A 17,315-nucleotide genomic window follows, 5' to 3' on the forward strand; every position below is an offset into this window, starting at 1 on the left:
CAATCCTCGCCCATGCGAGCAGGGCTCGTCTGATGCGTTCCCTCATCTGCCTCGGCACCAGCGATGCCTTCGGCTCGGCGGGTCGCCACTGCGCGGGCTACCTGCTCGACACCGGCCAAGGCCGCATCTTGATTGACGCCGGCCCCGGTCTGCTGACGGCGCTCAAGGCGCAAGGGCGCGACACGGCGAGCATCGACGCCGTCGTCCTGAGCCACCTGCACGGCGACCACTTCGCGGGCGTGCCGTTCCTGCTGCTCGAGTACACCTACGAGACGCCGCGCACGCGGCCGCTGATCGTCGTCGGTCCGCCCGACACCGAGCGGCGCGTCTTCGAGGCGTACTACGCGCTCTACTCCGAGGCGCGGGAGCACGAGCTTCCCTTCGAGGTTCGCTTCGTCGAGGTCGGCGACGGCGACGCGACCGAAGTCGCCGACGCGCGCCTCGAGAGCTTCCGCGTGCCGCACCAGGAGAAGCAGGTGTCGCTCGGTCACCGTTTCCGCTTCGGCGGCAAGACGGTGGTCTACTCCGGCGACACCGCGTGGACCCCCGACCTGCTCCGCCAGTCGAGCGGCGCGGACCTCTTCCTCTGCGAGTGCTCGACGTTCGACACCAAGGTCCCGAAACACGTCCGCTACGTCGAGATCGAGGAGAACCGCTCGCGCTTCGAGTGCGACCGTTTGGTCTTGACGCATCTCGGGCGCGAGGTCCGCGCGCGCAGCAGCGAGATCGCGGAAGAGCTCGCCAACGACGGCCTCGAGATCCCGCTCTAGCAACCGCCTCGCTGCTTGCAGTTTTTTGGCGCGGGTCGTAACCGTGAGCCGACCCTGCACCCTCCGAAGGAGAAAACCTCGATGGTCGGCATCACCTCGTTCGGCGCGTACGTTCCCTATCTTCGCCTGCCGCTGGCGGCGATCCACGGCGGCAAGCGGACCGAGGGCGGGCCGGAGAAGGCGGTCGCCAACTGGGACGAGGACGCGCTCACGCTGGCTGTAGCGGCCGGTATAGACTGCCTCGCCGGCATCGACCGCTCGACCGTCGACGGGGTGCTGTTCGCGTCGACCTCCTACGCCTTCAAGGAGAAGCAGGGGGCGGCGCTGGTCGCGAAGGCGCTCGACCTGCGGCGCGACGTGCTCACCGCCGACATCGGCGACTCGCTGCGCGCCGGCACGAACGCGCTGCGCGCGGCGCTCGACACCGTCAAGGCCGGATCGGCGAAGCGCGTGCTGGTGGTGATCGGCGACACGCGCATGGCGTCGCCGCGCTCACCGGCCGAGGCGAACCTCGGCGACGCCGGCGTCGCGTTCCTGGTCGGCGACACCGACGTCGCGGCCGCCTGCACCGCGAGCCACACGGTGGCCGACGAGATCATCGACGTCTGGCGAACCGAGGGCGACCCGTTCGTGCACGCCTGGGAGGAGCGCTTCATCGTCGACCACGGCTACCGCGCGAACGTCAAGGAAGTGGTCGCGGGGCTGCTCGCGAAGACCAAGCTCGAGCCGAAGGACTTCACGCGCGTCGCGCTGTACGGACCCGACAAGCGCAGCCACGCGACGCTCGTGCGCGAGCTGCGTCTCGAGGCGACGCAGGTGCAGGACCCGCTCTTCGGACAGGTCGGCAACTGCGGCGCGGCCTTCGCGCCGCTGCTGCTCGCTGCCGCGCTCGAGGTCGCGAAGCCCGGTGATCGTCTGCTCGTCGTCGGCTACGGCGACGGCGCCGACGCGCTGGTCTTCGAGGTCGCGCAGCCGGTCGAGAAGCGACGCGACCGGCGCGGCGTGCGCTGGCACCTCGAGCGGCGCGCCGAGCTGCCGAGCTACGACATGTACCTGCGCTTCCGCCAGCTGCTCGTCACCGAGAACGATCGCCGCGCCGGCGCGGGTCTATCGGCGACCAAGCACTTCCGCGACCGCGACTACGAGATCAGCCTGCGCGCGCAGAAGTGCCGCAAGTGCGGCCAGGTGCAGTACCCGCACCAGCGCGTCTGCTTCACCTGCTACACCAAGGACGAGTTCGACCACGTCCGGCTCTCGGACCAGATCGGCACGCTCAAGTCGTACACCTTCGACAACTTCGCCGGCAGCCCGAACCCGCCGCTGGTCGCGACGGTGACCGACGTGCTGGGCGCGCGGCTCTACATCCAGATGACCGACGTGAACCCGAAGGAGGTCAAGCTCGACCTCCCCGTCGAGCTTACCTTCCGCAAGATCCACGAGGCGGGCGGCACTCCGAACTACTTCTGGAAGTGCACGCCGGCGCGACGCTGAGCACAAGAGACGAGGGAACGGCCATGAACCCACAGGCAATCCGCGACAAGGTCGCCATCGTCGGGATGGGCTGCTGCAAGTTCGGCGAGAACTGGGACAAGGATCCCCAGGACATGATCGTCGAGGCGGCGTACGAGGCCTACGCCGACGCCGGGCTCGAGGATCCGCACAAGCAGATCGAGGCCGTGTTCTGCGGCGCGCAGTACCCGTCGAAGGGGACGGCCGAGGTCGCCGACGCGCTCAAGATGTACGACCGTCCGGTGAGCATGGTCGTCAACTACTGCGCGACCGGCACCGACGCCTTCCGCTACGGCGTGCTCGCGATCGCGAGCGGCATGTACGACACCGTGCTCGTCGTCGGCTTCGACAAGCCGAAGGACCGCGGCGTCTCGGGGCCGAGCGTCGCCGTGACCGGCGTGCGCGGCCTGCCGGCGACGCCCGCCGGCTGGTTCAGCCACGTCGCGGCGCGCTACTTCCAGACCTACGGCGCCGGCCGCGAAGACCTCGCGAAGATCGCCGTCAAGAACCACCACAACGGCACGCTCGCGCCGAAGTCGATGCTCAAGCGCGAGATCACGGTCGAGGACGCGCTCAACGCGCGCATGATCTCGTGGCCGTTCGGGCTCTACGACTGCGCCGCGCAGTCCGACGGCGCCGCCGCCGCGATCCTCACGCGCCGCGAGCTCGCGAAGAGCTTCCGCGACGACTACGTGCTCGTGCGCGGCATCGGCATCGCGCTCGCCCCGGATCCGAAGGAGGATCCGAGCTTCGACTTCCTGCGCTGGAAGCCGACCGAGATGGCGGCGCGCCAGGTCTACGAGCAGGCCGGCATCACCAACCCGCGCAAGGAGATCCACGTCGCGCAGGTGCACGACTGCTTCACGCTGACCGAGCTCCTCGCCTACGAGGACCTGGGATTCTGCGAGAAGGGCTCGGCGAAGGAGCACATCGCGTCGGGGACCTTCGAGCTCAGCGGCGAGCTACCGGTCAACACCGACGGCGGGCTCAAGACCTTCGGCCACCCGACCGGCGCGACCGGCGTGCGCATGATCTACGAGAACTACAAGCAGCTGCAGGGCAAGGCCGAGAAGCGCCAGGTGAAGAACGCGACCGTCGCGCTGTCGCACAACATCGGCGGCGCGCCGCAGGCCTGCGGCATCTGCATCGTCGCGATGCCGTGAGCGCGCCCGGCGCTCGGCCTGACGCGCGTCGCGACGCTGCTTGTGCTTGACGAGCCGCTCGTCCGCGCTCAGCCGCGCTCGCCGATCGCGTAGAGGCGCGTGTCGCGCGAGCCCTGGTAGAGCACGCGTCCCGGGCCGATGACGGTCCCCGACTCGAGCACGCGACGCGCGAACCGCGTCAGCGACCACTTGACGTCGGCGCCGCCCTGGCCGTTGCCGTGCGGGCGGAAGGCCCACAGCGTGCGGTCCGCGGCGAGGTAGACGGTGCCGGCGCCGTCGACCACCGGAGCCGTGTTGACGAGACGTCCGGTGACGCGCGTCGACCACTCGAGCGTGCCGTCGGGCCGGATCGCGTAGAGCTGGCCGTCGTTGCGCCGCGCGGCGCCGACGTAGATCGTGCCGTCGTGGCCGAGCGCGGGCGGCGAGTAGATGCGGCGCGGCGCGGTCGCGAAGAGCCACTTCACCGAGCCGTCCGGGTTCACGGCGAAGAGGCCGTCATCGAAGCCGACGTAGATCGTGCCGTCGTCGCCGACGACCGGCGTGTAGTTCGGCCCGCGCGCGCCGTTGCGCCGACGCTCGAGCACCGTGCGCCAGAGCTCGACGCCGGTCAGCGCGTCGATCGCGTGCAGCTGGTAGCCCGACGTCGTCACGTAGACCACCGAGCCGTCGTGGCTCAGCGCGGGCGACACGTTGCGCAGCCCGCCGCCGAGGATGTTGAGCCACGCGGGATCGGCGACCGGCCCCGGGCGCATGCCGTAGAAGTAGCCGGCGCTCAGCGAGTCGGAGCCCATGTAGATGAGCCCGCCGAGACCGACCATCGGCGAGGTCGTCACGTCGCCGTCGGTCGGGATGTGAAACTTCCACTGCGTCGTGCCGTCGGGCAGCACCGACCACAGATCGTTGTCGCGCCCGCCGATGTAGATGTTCCCGTTCGCCGCGACCGCGGGCGACGAGCGATCCGCGAAGGTGCCCTTGTTGCGCGTCGTGCACCAGATCTCCGAGCCGTCCGCGGGATCGATCGCGCACATCGGGTTGCGCCCGTGGCCGAGGTAGATCGTCCCGTCCGCGCCGAGCGACGGTGTGGCGACGAGCCGGTTCTTGCCCTTGTAGGACCAGAGCACCGTCGGATCGTCCGGGCCGAGAAGGTGCGTCCGTCCCGTGTGCTGGGCGTCGTGCTGGAAGCACGGCCACGCCGAGTCGGCGAGCTGCGCCTGCGCGGGCGTCGCCAGCGCGGCGGCGAGGAAGGACGAAAGCAGCAACGAGGGGACGAGTCGCAATGACGACATGGCGGTGCTCCCTGGCCTCGGTGTGTCGGGGGGGTTGGCTCGCACCGCGGGCCGCGGCGCACTGCCGGTTGTGGCGCGACGACTATGCCGGCGTGCCCGGCACGGAGCAAGGCGAAATTCGCATCCGACGCGAGATCGGGGCGCACCGCCCCCGCGGGCGCTCGGCGCGCGCCGGCCGTGAAAAGCTCAGCGCAGGACGGAAGCGCGGACGCCCCGCGCTTGACGGACGCGGCCGGCTCTCAGCGCGCCGCGGCCGCCGCCGTCGTCTCGTAGGCGCCGATGTCGCAGCGCCCCGCCTCGCGCGACTTGCCGCGCTGGTCCGCCGGCGCGCAGGTGCCGTCGCGCCCGGTCGGCTTGCCGGGGTTGCCGCCATCGATCGCCGGGCTCGTCGCCGCCGGCGCCTGCGTGCGGGTCGGACCGTCGTTGTCGGCGAGCACCGCGAGTTGCGCGTCCTTGCCGATCACGTTGCCGGCCGTGTCGCCGGCGATCGAGCAGCCGGCGTCGCTCTGCAGCAGGTTGTAGCCCTGCGAGGTCAGGACGCCCGCGCAGTCCGCGCCGTTCGCGGCCGTGTTCGCGGCGATGATGCTGTTCGCGACCGTCACCGCGCCCGTCCCGTCGTTGGCGATGCCGCCGCCCTTCGCGTCGCCACCCGAGCCGGCGCGGTTGCTGGCGATCGTGACGTTGTTCAGCGCGACCGTGCCCTGCGCGCGGTTCAGGATGCCGCCGCCCGAGCCGCCCGCCGTGTTGCCGCTGATCGTCGAGTTCACCGCGGTGACGGTGCCCGAGTTGAAGATCGCGCCGCCGCTCGAGCTCGCGGTGTTCGCGGCGAGCGTCGAGTCGGTGATCTCGACCGAGCCCTCGACGTTGTCGATGCCGCCGCCGTTCGTCGCGCGATTGCCGTCGACCTCGGTGATCAACAGCTTCAGCGTGCCCGAGTTGCAGATGCCGCCGCCGTCGTCGGTGAGCGAGGCGTTGCCGCGCACCGTGCCGTTCATGATCTGCAGCGAGCCGTCGTTGTAGACGCCGCCGCCGCGGCCGTCCGCGGTGTTGTTGGTGATGCGGACGTCGAGCAGCTTCGCGTCGCTGCCCTCGGCGACGAACAGCGCGCCGCCGCGACCGTTCGCGTTCTGCGGATCGGTCTTGCTGCGGTTGCCGTCGAGCGTGACGTCGCTGAGCTTCAGGTGGCCGCGGCTCAGGATGCCGCCGCCGTCGGCGCCGTTCGCGAGCCCGTTGCGGATCGTGAGCCCGCTCAGGCTGATCACCGAGTTCAGCTGGGTCTCGAAGACGCGCGCCTTGCCGCCGCCGTCGATGATCGTCGACGTCGCGCCGGCGCCGATCACCTCGACCTCGCCGTTCAGGAACAGCGGTCCGCTCTGCGCGTAGTTCGGCCCCTCGTCGGGCGAGTTCAGCACGTAGGTGCCGGCCGGCACCATGATCGTGTCGGACAGCGTCGTCGCGTTGGCCTCCTCGATCGCGGCGCGCAGCGTGCAGCCGCCGGCCTTCGAGACGCACTTGCCGTCGCCGGGATTCGTGTCGGTGGAGTCGACCGTCGAGTCGACGTTGAGCTGGGCGGCGTGGGCCCCGGGTGCGGCGCAGAGAAGCAGCGCGACAGCGAGCGTACGAGCAAGGCTGCGATCCATCTTCACCCCCCGACGTTTGGGTTGGCTCAGCGCGGCTCCCCTATCCGAGCCTCCGCGGATCGTCCAGCGCTCGGCGGGGACGCAGCCTCTTGCTCACTTGCGTGCGGCCGCGGCCCCCTTCCCCGAGCGGCGTGCGGCTGCGGCAGAGCCCGCGCCGGGGCCCGCCTTGCGCGCGCCCGCGACGGCCTTGCGCACCAGCGCGAGCACGGCCTCCTCGAGCGCCCGATGCGCGTGCTCGCGCGACAGCCCCTGGTCGCTGCGCATCCGGTCCCAGGTCTCGAACGAGGTCAGCGCGTCGAGGACCTCGAGCTCGTCCGGCCGCGCGTCGGCGAGCTCGGGCAGGCGGCGCAGCAGGTCGGCGCGCAGACCGCGCACCAGCTCCGCGTGACGCGACTTGATGAACGGCGAGTCGGCGCGGCGCAGGTTCGCCGAGCGCTTGTAGGGCGCGATCTGCTCGAAGAACTGGGCGCGACGCGCGACCAGCTCTCGCGCGCGCTCGACCAGCGTGCCGCTCGGCTCGTCCGAGAGCAAAATCGGCGCGGCGCTCGCGAAGACGCGCTCGCCCATCGCGGCGAACAGGCTCTCGCGGTCGTTGAAGTGCCGGAAGACGCTGCGCAGACCGACGCCGGCGCGCTCGGCCACCTGCTGCGCCGTGGGCACCAGATGGCCCTCGGCGATCAGCGCGAGCAGCGCGCTGACGATCGCGTCCCGGCTGCGCAGCCCGCGCACCTCGCGGCCGTCGACGCGGGGCTTCGCCCCCTGCCCTGCGCCCACCTCGCGCTCGACTCTTGATTTCATGACATTCACCGTGCCACTTTCTTCCGGCACCCATGATGCCAGCTGCGAGCGCCGCGGTCGACTCCCGCGGCAGGAGGAGACGATGACGCTAGCGCTCTACCCCGACAAGTCGCAGATCGAGCAGCTGCTCTCTGCGCCCGACGACGGACCGGTGGTCATGGTCAACCTCCTGCGCTTCAAGGAGCGCGCGGACGCGCCGGACGACGACGTGAGCGGCGAGGAGGCGTACCGTCGCTACACCGCGTCGATGCTGAGGTTCATCGCCGAGCGCGGCGCGCGCGTGATCTGGAACGGACGCCTCGAGTCGCAGGTGATGGGCACCGGCGCCGAAGGCTTCCACCTGATCGCGCTCGTCGAGTACCCGTCGCGCAAGGCGTTCTTCGAGATCGCGACCCATCCCTTGGTGCAGGAGATCGGCGTGCACCGCGCGGCCGGGCTCGAGGGGCAGTGGCTGCTCGCGACGCGGACCGAGGAGGTCTGACGATGAACGTCGTGCGCACGCCGGACGAGCGCTTCGAGGGTCTCCCGGGCTGGAGCTTCGCGCCGCACTACGTCGACGTCCCCGACGGCGACGGCGGCACGCTGCGCCTCCACTACGTCGACGAAGGCCCGCGCGACGCTGCGCCCATCCTCTGCATGCACGGCCAGCCGACGTGGGCCTACCTCTACCGCAAGATGATCCCGCGCTTCGCCGCCGCGGGACACCGGGTCGTCGCGCCCGACCTCGTCGGCTTCGGCCGCTCGGACAAGCCGACGTCGCAGGACGACTACAGCTACGCGCGCCACGTCGCCTGGATGAACGCCTGGATGGAGGCGATCGATCTGCGCGACGCGACGCTCGTCTGCCAGGACTGGGGCGGCCTGATCGGGCTGCGCATGGTCGCGGCGCAGCCGCAGCGCTTCGCGCGCGTCGTCGCCGCGAACACCGGCCTGCCCGATGCGAAGGGCCTCCCGCCGGAGGTCGGGCCGATGCTGCGCTCGATGTACGACTCGCTGCCGGTGCCCGACATGCAGGGTGTCGCCGCGGCGTTCGCCGACCCGAGCGGCCCGCCGCCATTCTTGTTCTGGCAGAAGTACTGCGCCGAGTTTCCGGACGTGCGCGCGAGCGACGTCGTGCGCATCAACGCCCGCCAGATGACGGCCGACATGGAGCGCGCCTACGACGCTCCGTTCCCCGACGAGCGCTACAAGGCCGGCATGCGGCGCTTCCCGCGCCTGGTGCCGCTCGCGCCCGACGACGCGGCGATCGAGGACAACCGCCGCGCGTGGGACGCGCTGCGCCGCTTCGAGCGTCCGTTCTTGACGGCGTTCAGCGACGGCGACCCGGTGACGCGCGGGCTCGAGCAGCGCTTCCGGGAAGAGGTGCCGGGCGCGCGCGGCGTCGAGCACGTCACGATCCGCGACGCCGGACACTTCCTGCAAGAGGACAAGGGCGAGGAGCTCGCAGACGTGGTGATGCGCTTCATCGCCGCGACGCCGACGGGAGGCTGAGCATGCTGCGCTTGGAGCCCCGAGCGATTCCCCACACCAGGGCGCGTCGACGCGGAGCCCGCGCGCTGCTCGCCCTCGCCTTCGCGCTGGCGCTCGCGTTCGCCGGCTGCGGCGACGCCGATCCGGCGATCGTGCGCGCGAGCGACATCCCGGTCGCGCACACGCCGCCCGGCGGCTACGGCGACGTCATGCCGCCGCCGATCCTCGCGCGCTGCACCGAGCCGCTCGTCCCGCACGCGCCCGACCTGCGCGGCCTGTGGAAGAGCGACATGGTCTACATCGACGGCGAGCCGGCGCCGCCCGACATGCCGCTCTGGCAGCACGTCGAGCGCATCGAGCAGTGCGGCGACCGCGTGGTCGTCACGTCGACCGGCGTGATCCACGACATGCGCGCCGACGGCACCGTCGAGAACGGCGTGCACGACGTCTCCGCGGTGGGCTTCGTGCCGATCGTCGTCGTCGCGACCTTCGAGGAGAACGCGCTCGTGCTGCGCCCCGTCGGCATCCCGGACATCGTCGTGCGCCGCACGCGCGTCGGCGACGCGATCCTCTGGAACTACGGTCCGTCGATCGAGGTGCGGCTGGTCCGCGCGGATTGACGGCGGCGGACGCGGCTCACGAGCCGGCCGTCGGACGTCCGGCCCAGGTCCAGCCGTCGATCTGGAGGCCCTTGGCCGGCGTGTAGCCGGTCGAGATGCTGCGCACGATGCCGTCGCCGTCGACCAGCACGAAGGTCGGCGTGCCGCTCACGCCGTAGGCGAGAAACGCCTCGCGCTTCGCGTCGATCGCGACGAGCTTCGGGAAGTCCTCGGCGAGCGCGCCGAAGAAGCGGTCGAGCTGCGCGGGCTCCTCGTCGGTGATCGCGACGACCTCGACGCCGCGCTCGCGCGCGAACGCGAGCAGCTCGGGCACGGACGCCTTGCACGGCTTGCACCACGTCGCCCAGAAGAACAGCAGGTGCGGCGCGCCCGTCGCGAGCGTGGTCGGCGGCGTCCCGGTGTAGCTCGTCAAGCGCAAAGGAGGAGCGACGCTGCCGACGCGCGGCGGCGCCGGCAGCTCGGGGAACTTGCCGGGGTGCTCGCCGGGCACGAGCGTGCGGCGGACGATCTTCCCCTCGTGCAGCACCTCGAGCTCGCGCGGCTCGCCGACCTTCTGCAGCATCGTCCACTCGCGGATGCGGCGCGGCTCGTCGAACGGCTTCCCCGGCGGTCCGATCAGGATGTCGCCGACCTCGAGCCCAGCGCGCGCCGCCGGCGAGTCGGGGTAGACCAGGCGCACCGACACCGCGCCCTTCTCGAGGCCGTGTGCCTGCCGCTGCTCCTCGCTCACCGGGCGAAACTGGATGCCCATCCACGCCGGCAGCACGGCCTTCGCGGCGCGCAGGTCGTCCTCGTAGGACGGGAAGTCCTCCTTCGGGATCGGCGGCGCCTCGCCCGAGCCGACGTCGAGAACGACGTCCTCGCAGCGCTCGAGCGCCGCGAAGGCCGCGCGCTCCTCGTCGCTCGCGCGCGTCCGCAGGTACTGCTCGCCGGCGATGCGCAGCAGGAGCGCGCGCATGCGCAGCAGCGCCGCCTCGCGGACCTCCATGCGGTAGGAGATCGCGTCCGCGGTCTCGGCGCGCTCGCGCAGGACCGTGAGACGCTCGACGGTCTCCTGGTCGCGCTCGGTGAAGGGCTCGAGCGCGTCGAGCAGCTCGTTGCCGAGCTCGCGCGCCTGCTCCGGCGTCAAGCCACGGATTCGGTCGGCGGACACCTTCGCCTTCCAGTCCGGGTGCGCATCGAGGAAGCGCTGCAGGTTGGCGCGCGTCGCGTCGCTCAGCGACTCGCTCCAGGCGTCGGCGTGCTCGGACAGCGGCTCCCGCACCTTGGGCAGACGCTCGAGGCGCTCCTCGACCTCGGCGAGCGAGCGCGGGCTCGCGAAGCCGTAGCTCTGCCCCATGCGGTCGAGCAGGCGGATCTGCGGCTCGAACGGCGCCGGATCGCGCCACACCTCGCGCAGCAGCTCGTCGGCGTACGCGGTGAGCGTCGTGCCGCTCGCCGCGGCGGCGCGCTCGAGCAGCAGCTCGAGCTGCACGTCCGAGGTGCGCAGCGGAACGTCGGGCGTGCGGTCGTGGACCAGCGTGTGCGCCTGCGCGCCGACGAAGCTGCCGTTCGCGGCGAGCGCTTCGATGAAGCGCACCGAGTGGCCGACGTTGTCGTCGCCGAGGTTCTCGGGATAGCAGCCGTAGGCCGGACGCTGCGCGGTCGACGCGAAGTAGCCGCAAACCTCGCCCGACGGCAGCTCGCTCGCCACGTCGTCGCGGCGCGCGAGGTGCGCGAAGCCGCCCGAGAAGCACTGCGACATCAGCATGACGACGCGCACGCCCGGCGCGAGCTCGCGCAGCGACTCGCCGAGCTCGCGCACCGACAGCGACTGCTTGTCGCCCCAGAGCGTGATCTTGGTGTTGGTCGGATCTTCGCGGTTCGGCGTGCCGTGGTCGGTGACGTAGAGCAGCAGCGTGTCGCCCGGACGGAGCTCCTTCCCTTCGCGCGCGAACCACGCGCGCACCGCTTCGGGCGTCGCCGCGCGCAGCGTCTGGCCCTCGATCGAGGTGCTGACGTACTGCATCGGGCGGCCGAGCGGGCCTTCGAGCGACGTCCCCTCGAGCAGCCAGCCCTTGCCCTCGGGCAGCAGCTCGCGCGTCGCGAGGTCGGCTTCCGGATCCTCGCCGTCGCTCGCGAACACCGTGATGCGCTCGCGCGGCACGCCGGCTTCCGCGAGGACCTCGAGCAGCGCCCGCAGGTGGACGACGTGCGACTGGTAGTTGCCGGCGCGGTTCCCCCCGCCGTTGACCAGCACGACGTAGAGACGCTCGGGGTCGAGCGGCGCGGCTTTGGTTCGCGGCGCGACCGCGCCCGCCGGCGTGGCGGACGCGGCAGACGTCGCGGACGTGGCGTTCGCGCGCGGGCGCGCGCAGCCCGTCGACAGCGCGAGCGCCATGGTCAGCGCCGGGATCAGCGCCAGCGCGCCGAGCCAGGTCGCCGCGGCGGGGCTCTTCACCCGCACAGCTCGCGCAGCAGCTTCGCGTTCACCACCAGATCGCGGCCGCGGCGCACGACGTAGCCCGCCTCCTCGAACTCGCGCAGGGTCTTGGTGACGCGCGCCCGCGACACGCCGGTGAGCTCGGCGAGCTCCTCGTGCGTGAGCCGCACCTTGAGCAGACGCCCGTCGGCATCGACGACGCCGAAGCCTTCCGCGACGTCGAGCAGCCCGAGCGCGAGCTTGCCGCGCAGGTCGAGCGTCAAGAGCTTCACCGTGCGCACGAAGGTGCGCGAGAAGTAGTCGAGCGTGCCGCGCGTCATCACCTGGATGATCTGCGGCGGCAGGTCGGAGACGATCTCCTGGAAGGTCGGCACGTCGATCGCCGCGGCGCGGATCTGGGTGAGCGCGCTCGCGGTGTCGAGCCGGCGTCCGCCGACCACCATGTAGCTGCCGAGGAGCGAGCCCGGCTTGGCGAGGGTCACCAGCACGCGCCGTCCGAGCGCCCCCGGGATCGACAGCTTCGCGACACCGTCGAGCATCCAGTAGAGCCGCGTCGCGGCGCTGCCGTCGCGGTAGATGACGCGGCCGCGCGGGATCGTCACCAGCTCCGCGCTCTCGAGGAGCCGCTCGATGCTCGGCTCGGGCCAGCCGAGCCGACGGAGTCCCTGAGCCAGCTTGCGTGCGCGGCGCGCGTCGTCGGCGAGCCGACGTCCGGTGGCCGCTGCGGTGGTGCTCCGAGCCATGTCCTCAGCGTCCTGCGACCGCCGCCGTCAGCAGGCGGTCGAGCTTCTCGGCCTGCTTGGCGCGATCGAACTCGTCGATCGTCGCCTCGTCGGGCCGAACGATCAAGCCGCCGGCGCAGAACTCCGCGAGCAGCTGCTCGAGCGCGCCGCGCAGCGCCCCGACGTCGCGTGGGTCGACGATGCGTCCGACGCCGGCGCGCTCGAGGATCGTCGCGGTCTCGCCGGGGATGGTGAGCGCCAGGATCGGCTTGCGCGTGTAGAGGTACTCGCACATCTTGCCCTGGATCTTGATCGCGCCCGAGTCCTCGCGCGGCACCTGACAGAGCATCAGCACCTGGCTGTCGGCGACGTACTGCACGCTGTCGGCATGCGGCATGAACGGGAAGAAGCGCACCACGTCGCCGATGCCCTCGCGCGCGATGAACTCGTCGTAGAGCGGCTGGCGCTTGGTGCCGACGAAGTTGACGCGCAGCAGACGGCGCGCGTCGGCGTCCTCGCGCACGAGGTCGCGCACGGCGGTGAGAAACGGCGTCAAGTCAAAAAGCGTCTCGACCGTACCGGTGACCGTGACGTGCAGCAGCCCCGGCTCGAGGAAGCGCGGCTCGCTCGTCACGTGCGCGAAGTCCTCGGGGTCGAAGCCGTTCGTGATGACGACCACCTTGTCGGGCGGGCAAGACGGGTACTTGCGCAGGAAGTCGGCGCGCGTGGCCTCCGTCGTCACGACGACGGAGTGCGCGCGCTCGAAGATCTCGCGCTCCCAGCGCTCCTCGCGCTCCTTGCGGCGCGGGTTGCCGGGGTACCACTGCTTGCGCCGCGGACCTTCGGTCCACGGGTCGCGCAGGTCGGCGATCCACGGCACGTCGAGCTTGCGGGCGAGCGCCGCGGCGAGCACGTTCACCGAGTTCGGCGGCGAGGTCGAGAAGATCGCCGCCGGACGCTCGCGACGCGCGATCGCGAGGCTGCGCACGTAGGCCGCGCCCGCCCAGACGATCTGCGGATCCGGCACGAGGAGGCGCGACCAGACGAAGTTGCCGAGCGCGCCGAGCTGTCCGTGCCGCATGCGCCGCGCCTCGCGCTCCGTGCGTCCGACGGTGCCGGTCGCCGCCTCGCGCGCGAGCGTGTCGGCGGCGTCGGCGTCGCCGTTGTCACGCGCGGGCGCGCGCTTCGCCGACCCGCCGCGCAGCTTGCGCACGACGTTCGCGAGCGAGGACTCGATCGCCTCCCACTCGACGGTCGGCGTGCGGTACACGGTCACGCCGGGCGGCACGTCGCGCTCGAGCCCCTGGTCGCGCACGGGAGCGTACGGGTTCGAGACGGTGTGGATCACCGGCCGCCAGCCCTTGCGCGCGAGATACTTGACGAACTTCGTCACCCGCTGGACGCTCACCCCGCCCTGCGGCGGCCAGCGGTAGGTGAGCACGAGCAGCGTGCGCGCGTCCCCGGAGGGCGCGGGCGCCGGGTCGGGGGTTCGGCTCGTTTCGTGGTCGGGGGCGATGCTGGAAGTCTCCGAAGCCATGTGAGGATCGAGCTTTCCCGAAATGTCGCGCGCGAGCCAGCGCTTCTGTCGCACCTCCATCGGCGTCCGAAAACTGCGCGGATTGTGCCCGCGGGCACAACGACGAAGCTTCCCGCGTTGGGCGCGCGGGCGTATATCGGTCTCCGCACGCGAAAGCGCAAGTCGCCATGGAGCGGGAGATCCTTCTTTCCGGCATCGGCGGCCAGGGCGTGCAGCTCGCCGCCAAGATGCTCGCGCACGCCGGCATGCTCGAAGGCCGGTACGTCATGCAGTTCAGCATGTTCATGGGCAGCATGCGCGGCGGCTCGAGCGAGTGCACGGTGGTGGTCGCGGACGAGCCGGTCGAGGCGCCGCCGGTCGTGCCGTGGGCCTGGGCCGCGATCGCGATGCACCCCGCGGAGCTCGCGACGATCGAGCGCAAGCTGCGTCCTGGGAGCGTCGTGCTCTACAACCGCACGCTGCTCGCGCAGCCCGCGACGCGTCCGGACTGCCGCTGGGAGGCGGTCGACGCGGGTCGCCTCGCGGCGGAGCTCGAGTACCCGCAAGGACAGAGCCTCGTCGCGCTCGGCGCGTTCTGCGCGCTGACCGGCGTGGTCGAAGCGGCGTCGCTCGAGGAGGCGCTGCGCCAGCTCCTGCCGCCCTACCGGCACCACACGATCCCGATCAACGTCCGCTGCCTGCAGGCGGGAGCAGCCGCCGTCGCAGCGTGCGCGCGCAGCGCGCCGGCGTGGAAGGGAGCGAGCTGAGGTGGCGAAGGCGGTCGGCACGGTGCGCATCGACGTCGAGCGCTGCAAGGGCTGCGAGCTCTGCATCCCGGTGTGCCCGCCCAGGGTGCTCGAGATGTCGCAGGCCGTGAACGCGATCGGCTTTCGCTACCCCGTGCTGAAGGACGGCTGCACGGGCTGCGAGCTCTGCGCGGAGATCTGTCCCGACTACTGCTTCGAGGTGTTCCGCGCGGTGTGGCCGTCCGTGCCGGCGGCGCGCGGGGAGTCGCGGGCGTGAGCGTGACGACGGACGCAGGCCCGAGCGTGCGGGAGGTGAGTGTCGGTTCGGGCGCGAAGGTGGCGGCGGCTGGCGCGGCGCCGCGTGCGTTCCTGGAAGGCGGACACGCGCTCGCCGAGGCCGCGATCCAGGCGGGATGTCGCTTCTACTGCGGCTATCCCATGACGCCCTCGACCGAGGTGCTCGAGTACATGGCGCGCCGCATGCCCGAGGTCGGCGGCGTGTGCATCAACGTCGAGTCCGAGATCGAGGGCATCAACATGGTGTGGGGCGCGGCCGGCGCGGGCGTGCGCGCGATGATCGCCTCGACCACCAACGGCATGAGCCTCATGCAGGAGAGCCTGTCCGAGGTGGTGCTCGGCCGCATCCCGGCGGTGGTGGTCAACATGGGCCGCGGGCAAGGCGACTACTTCCAGTGCACGCGCGGCGGCGGACACGGTTCGCACCGCATGATCGTGCTCGCGCCCGCGTCGGCCCAGGAAGCGGTCGACACCGCGTACCGTGCGTTTCACCTCGCCGAGAAGTGGCGCCACCCCGTGCTGATCTACGGCGACTTCATCCTGAGCCACACGTCGGAGACCGTGTGCTTGACGCCGCCACCGGACACGCTCGAGCCGCTGCCCGAGAAGACCTGGGCGACGACCGGCGCGCGCGGCCGCCCACCGCGGCTCTTGACGTCGCTCGGCATGCGCAGCGAGGACGCCGAGCCGCACGCCGGCATCGGCCCCGGCGAGCACGGCGTCGACACGACGCGCCCGATGCGCGAAGCGGTCGAGCGCCACCGCGAGATCGCCGCCCGCGAGACGCGGGTCGAGACCGCGTGGCTCGACGACGCCGAGCTCGTGGTGAGCGCGTTCGGCGTGCTCGGCAGATTCGCACGCTTCGCCGCGAAGCTCGCGCGCGAGGAAGGGCTGCGCGTCGGCTACGTGCGGCCGTACACGCTGGTGCCGTTCCCGTACGCGAAATACGCCGAGCTCGGCGCGCGCGGCGTGCCGGTCGCGGTGTTCGAGAACAACGCCGGGCAGATGGTGCAGGACGTGCGGCTCGGCGTCGAGGGACGCGCGCCGGTGCATTTCATCGGCGAGATCTCGATGGACGGCTCGGGGTTCGGCGTCGGGCCGAAGATCGACGCGCTGCACATCTTGGAGAGGCTGCGCGAGGTGTATCCGCGGCGCAGCGCCGCGTGATCGTACGGAGCGAGAGATGAGCGACGCGACACACGCGCCGGACGTGCCGGGCATGCAGAAGGTCTTCACGCGCTCGCCGCTGCTCGGCACCAACACGCACTCGCTCTGCCCCGGCTGCGGCGAGCCCAACGCGGTGCGCGTCCTGATGGAGAGCATCGACGAGATGGGCGAGCGCGAGAACGCCATCTGCGTGCTCGGCATCGGCTGCTACACCGCGTTCGCCGCGCTGATGGAGATCGACTGTCAGCAGGCCATGCACGGCCGCGCCCCCGCGCAGGCGACCGGCGTCAAGCGCGTGCTGCCCGACCGGCTCGTGTTCACGCTGCAGGGTGACGGCGACATGATCACCGAGGGTCTGCAGGAGGTGATCCACGCGGCAGCGCGCGGCGAGAGGATCACCGCGATCTGCCTCAACAACGCGGCGTTCGGCGAGACCGGCGGCCACATGACGGCGACGACGGTGATCGGCCAGCGCACGAAGTCGACGCTGTCCGGACGCGATCCCGCGCGCCACGGCTACCCGATCCGGCTGCCCGAGATGCTGGTTGGCTTCGAGGGCGTCGCGTACCTCGCGCGAGGGACCGTGCACACGCCGGTGGGCGTCAAGAAGACGAAGAAGCTCCTCCGCGCCGCGCTCGAGACGCAGCGGCGCGGGCTCGGGTTCTCGCTCGTCGAGGTGCTGACGATGTGCCCGACGGGGTGGTTCGTGACGCCGGCGGAGGGGCCGAGGTTTCAGGAGGCGAACCTGCTGCCGGTGTTCCCGGTGGGAGAGCTCAAGCGCCCGCGTGACTTGACGGTGTAGGTAGCGGGTCGAGGCCGCGTGCGCGGGCTCGCTGCCGGAGCTTGTCGAAGAAATCCGGTGGGAGCGCGCCCAGATCTTCGCTTTCGAGCGCAGCGAGAAGCTGCTGGTCGAGCTCCTTCTTGGCCTTGCGCTCGCGCACGAGCTCTCGGATGTATTCGCTCGCGCTCGTGTAGCCGCCGGAGGCTACCTCGGAGTCGACGAACTCCTTGAGCGCATCGGGCAGCGAGATGTTCATGGTCGTCGTCGCCATGGCGCGAGAGCTGCCAGAAATTGGCAATGTTTGTCACAATTCTCGGACAGAGCTCGAAGTGCCCAGACCGCTTCGGTCGCTGCGACTTGCAACTCGTCTCGTAGCTCGAGGCTCGCCGGGATCCGCCAGGGGGGGGC

At 71.3% G+C, this 17,315-nt stretch carries 17 protein-coding genes; 10 read left to right on the top strand and 7 right to left on the bottom strand.

Translation table 11 applies throughout. The annotated features are described in order from the left end of the window. The first annotated feature begins 32 nt into the window (after positions 1 to 32). The 3 genes from VIS07_10745 to VIS07_10755 all read left to right on the top strand — a co-directional run bounded on the left by VIS07_10745 (position 33) and on the right by VIS07_10755 (position 3,442). On the top strand, positions 33 to 770 hold the full coding sequence (locus VIS07_10745) for an MBL fold metallo-hydrolase (protein ID HEY8515979.1): 738 nt from the start codon (positions 33 to 35) through the stop codon (positions 768 to 770). Between the two features lie 81 nt (positions 771 to 851). Then, a complete protein-coding gene (locus VIS07_10750) occupies positions 852 to 2,261 on the top strand; it encodes a 3-oxoacyl-[acyl-carrier-protein] synthase III C-terminal domain-containing protein (protein HEY8515980.1) in 1,410 nt (469 codons plus the stop codon). Positions 2,262 to 2,284: 23 nt separating this feature from the next. Further along, entirely contained in the window at positions 2,285 to 3,442 is a 1,158-nt protein-coding gene (locus VIS07_10755) for an acetyl-CoA acetyltransferase (protein ID HEY8515981.1), read from the top strand. Between the two features lie 68 nt (positions 3,443 to 3,510). Here VIS07_10755 and VIS07_10760 read toward each other — a convergent pair whose 3' ends face one another. From VIS07_10760 to VIS07_10770, 3 genes are all read right to left on the bottom strand, one after another. After that, the gene (locus VIS07_10760) at positions 3,511 to 4,728 is read right to left on the bottom strand and encodes a PQQ-binding-like beta-propeller repeat protein (GenBank protein HEY8515982.1); all 1,218 of its coding nucleotides are present in this window, start codon (positions 4,726 to 4,728) and stop codon (positions 3,511 to 3,513) included. 239 nt (positions 4,729 to 4,967) lie between these two features. Beyond that, complete coding sequence (locus VIS07_10765; GenBank protein ID HEY8515983.1) at positions 4,968 to 6,368, bottom strand: choice-of-anchor Q domain-containing protein; 1,401 nt, start codon at positions 6,366 to 6,368, stop codon at positions 4,968 to 4,970. 93 nt (positions 6,369 to 6,461) lie between these two features. Next, complete coding sequence (locus VIS07_10770) at positions 6,462 to 7,166, bottom strand: TetR family transcriptional regulator (protein ID HEY8515984.1); 705 nt, start codon at positions 7,164 to 7,166, stop codon at positions 6,462 to 6,464. Positions 7,167 to 7,248: 82 nt separating this feature from the next. Here VIS07_10770 and VIS07_10775 point away from each other — a divergent pair, with 82 nt between their 5' ends. Genes VIS07_10775 through VIS07_10785 form a run of 3 tightly spaced genes read left to right on the top strand, consistent with a single transcriptional unit; the run spans position 7,249 to position 9,256 of the window. Beyond that, a complete protein-coding gene (locus VIS07_10775; protein HEY8515985.1) occupies positions 7,249 to 7,647 on the top strand; it encodes a DUF1330 domain-containing protein in 399 nt (132 codons plus the stop codon). A 2-nt stretch (positions 7,648 to 7,649) separates the two neighbouring features. Beyond that, on the top strand, positions 7,650 to 8,657 hold the full coding sequence (locus tag VIS07_10780) for a haloalkane dehalogenase (GenBank protein ID HEY8515986.1): 1,008 nt from the start codon (positions 7,650 to 7,652) through the stop codon (positions 8,655 to 8,657). A gap of 2 nt (positions 8,658 to 8,659) precedes the next feature. Beyond that, entirely contained in the window at positions 8,660 to 9,256 is a 597-nt protein-coding gene (locus VIS07_10785; protein ID HEY8515987.1) for a hypothetical protein, read from the top strand. Positions 9,257 to 9,272: 16 nt separating this feature from the next. Here VIS07_10785 and VIS07_10790 read toward each other — a convergent pair whose 3' ends face one another. Genes VIS07_10790 through VIS07_10800 form a run of 3 tightly spaced genes read right to left on the bottom strand, consistent with a single transcriptional unit; the run spans position 9,273 to position 13,937 of the window. Beyond that, positions 9,273 to 11,696 (bottom strand): redoxin family protein, encoded by a 2,424-nt coding sequence (locus VIS07_10790; GenBank protein HEY8515988.1) that lies wholly within the window; start codon positions 11,694 to 11,696, stop codon positions 9,273 to 9,275. Continuing rightward, entirely contained in the window at positions 11,693 to 12,421 is a 729-nt protein-coding gene (locus tag VIS07_10795) for a Crp/Fnr family transcriptional regulator (protein HEY8515989.1), read from the bottom strand. The genes VIS07_10790 and VIS07_10795 overlap by 4 nt, the downstream gene beginning before the upstream one ends. Before the next feature lie 4 nt (positions 12,422 to 12,425). After that, a complete protein-coding gene (locus VIS07_10800) occupies positions 12,426 to 13,937 on the bottom strand; it encodes a glycosyltransferase (protein ID HEY8515990.1) in 1,512 nt (503 codons plus the stop codon). Positions 13,938 to 14,104: 167 nt separating this feature from the next. On the opposite strand from VIS07_10800, the gene VIS07_10805 reads away from it, so the two are divergent. The 4 genes from VIS07_10805 to VIS07_10820 are packed head-to-tail and all read left to right on the top strand — an operon-like array spanning position 14,105 to position 16,928. Then, positions 14,105 to 14,683 carry a 2-oxoacid:acceptor oxidoreductase family protein gene (locus VIS07_10805; GenBank protein HEY8515991.1) on the top strand — a complete coding sequence of 193 codons (579 nt, stop codon included), beginning with the start codon at positions 14,105 to 14,107 and terminating at the stop codon, positions 14,681 to 14,683. A gap of 1 nt (position 14,684) precedes the next feature. Continuing rightward, positions 14,685 to 14,939, top strand: a complete 255-nt coding sequence (locus VIS07_10810; protein ID HEY8515992.1) for a 4Fe-4S binding protein — start codon at positions 14,685 to 14,687, stop codon at positions 14,937 to 14,939. A gap of 35 nt (positions 14,940 to 14,974) precedes the next feature. Continuing rightward, positions 14,975 to 16,126, top strand: coding sequence for a 3-methyl-2-oxobutanoate dehydrogenase subunit beta (locus tag VIS07_10815; protein HEY8515993.1), 1,152 nt, complete (start codon positions 14,975 to 14,977; stop codon positions 16,124 to 16,126). 16 nt (positions 16,127 to 16,142) lie between these two features. Beyond that, positions 16,143 to 16,928, top strand: a complete 786-nt coding sequence (locus VIS07_10820) for a thiamine pyrophosphate-dependent enzyme (GenBank protein ID HEY8515994.1) — start codon at positions 16,143 to 16,145, stop codon at positions 16,926 to 16,928. Here the strand turns inward: VIS07_10820 and VIS07_10825 are convergent. Then, entirely contained in the window at positions 16,900 to 17,178 is a 279-nt protein-coding gene (locus tag VIS07_10825) for a type II toxin-antitoxin system ParD family antitoxin (protein HEY8515995.1), read from the bottom strand. The genes VIS07_10820 and VIS07_10825 overlap by 29 nt on opposite strands. Positions 17,179 to 17,315: the final 137 nt, after the last annotated feature.

The sequence above is a fragment of the Candidatus Binatia bacterium genome, from assembly GCA_036563615.1.
Taxonomy (GTDB): Bacteria; Desulfobacterota; Binatia; order UBA12015; family UBA12015; genus DATCMB01.

Coding starts and splice junctions, on each gene's coding strand:
- VIS07_10745 (HEY8515979.1), top strand. CDS start 33: ATGCGTTCCCTCATCTGCCTCGGCACCAGCGATGCCTTCGGCTCGGCG.
- VIS07_10750 (HEY8515980.1), top strand. CDS start 852: ATGGTCGGCATCACCTCGTTCGGCGCGTACGTTCCCTATCTTCGCCTG.
- VIS07_10755 (HEY8515981.1), top strand. CDS start 2,285: ATGAACCCACAGGCAATCCGCGACAAGGTCGCCATCGTCGGGATGGGC.
- VIS07_10760 (HEY8515982.1), bottom strand. CDS start 4,728: ATGTCGTCATTGCGACTCGTCCCCTCGTTGCTGCTTTCGTCCTTCCTC.
- VIS07_10765 (HEY8515983.1), bottom strand. CDS start 6,368: ATGGATCGCAGCCTTGCTCGTACGCTCGCTGTCGCGCTGCTTCTCTGC.
- VIS07_10770 (HEY8515984.1), bottom strand. CDS start 7,166: ATGAAATCAAGAGTCGAGCGCGAGGTGGGCGCAGGGCAGGGGGCGAAG.
- VIS07_10775 (HEY8515985.1), top strand. CDS start 7,249: ATGACGCTAGCGCTCTACCCCGACAAGTCGCAGATCGAGCAGCTGCTC.
- VIS07_10780 (HEY8515986.1), top strand. CDS start 7,650: ATGAACGTCGTGCGCACGCCGGACGAGCGCTTCGAGGGTCTCCCGGGC.
- VIS07_10785 (HEY8515987.1), top strand. CDS start 8,660: ATGCTGCGCTTGGAGCCCCGAGCGATTCCCCACACCAGGGCGCGTCGA.
- VIS07_10795 (HEY8515989.1), bottom strand. CDS start 12,421: ATGGCTCGGAGCACCACCGCAGCGGCCACCGGACGTCGGCTCGCCGAC.
- VIS07_10800 (HEY8515990.1), bottom strand. CDS start 13,937: ATGGCTTCGGAGACTTCCAGCATCGCCCCCGACCACGAAACGAGCCGA.
- VIS07_10805 (HEY8515991.1), top strand. CDS start 14,105: ATGGAGCGGGAGATCCTTCTTTCCGGCATCGGCGGCCAGGGCGTGCAG.
- VIS07_10820 (HEY8515994.1), top strand. CDS start 16,143: ATGAGCGACGCGACACACGCGCCGGACGTGCCGGGCATGCAGAAGGTC.
- VIS07_10825 (HEY8515995.1), bottom strand. CDS start 17,178: ATGGCGACGACGACCATGAACATCTCGCTGCCCGATGCGCTCAAGGAG.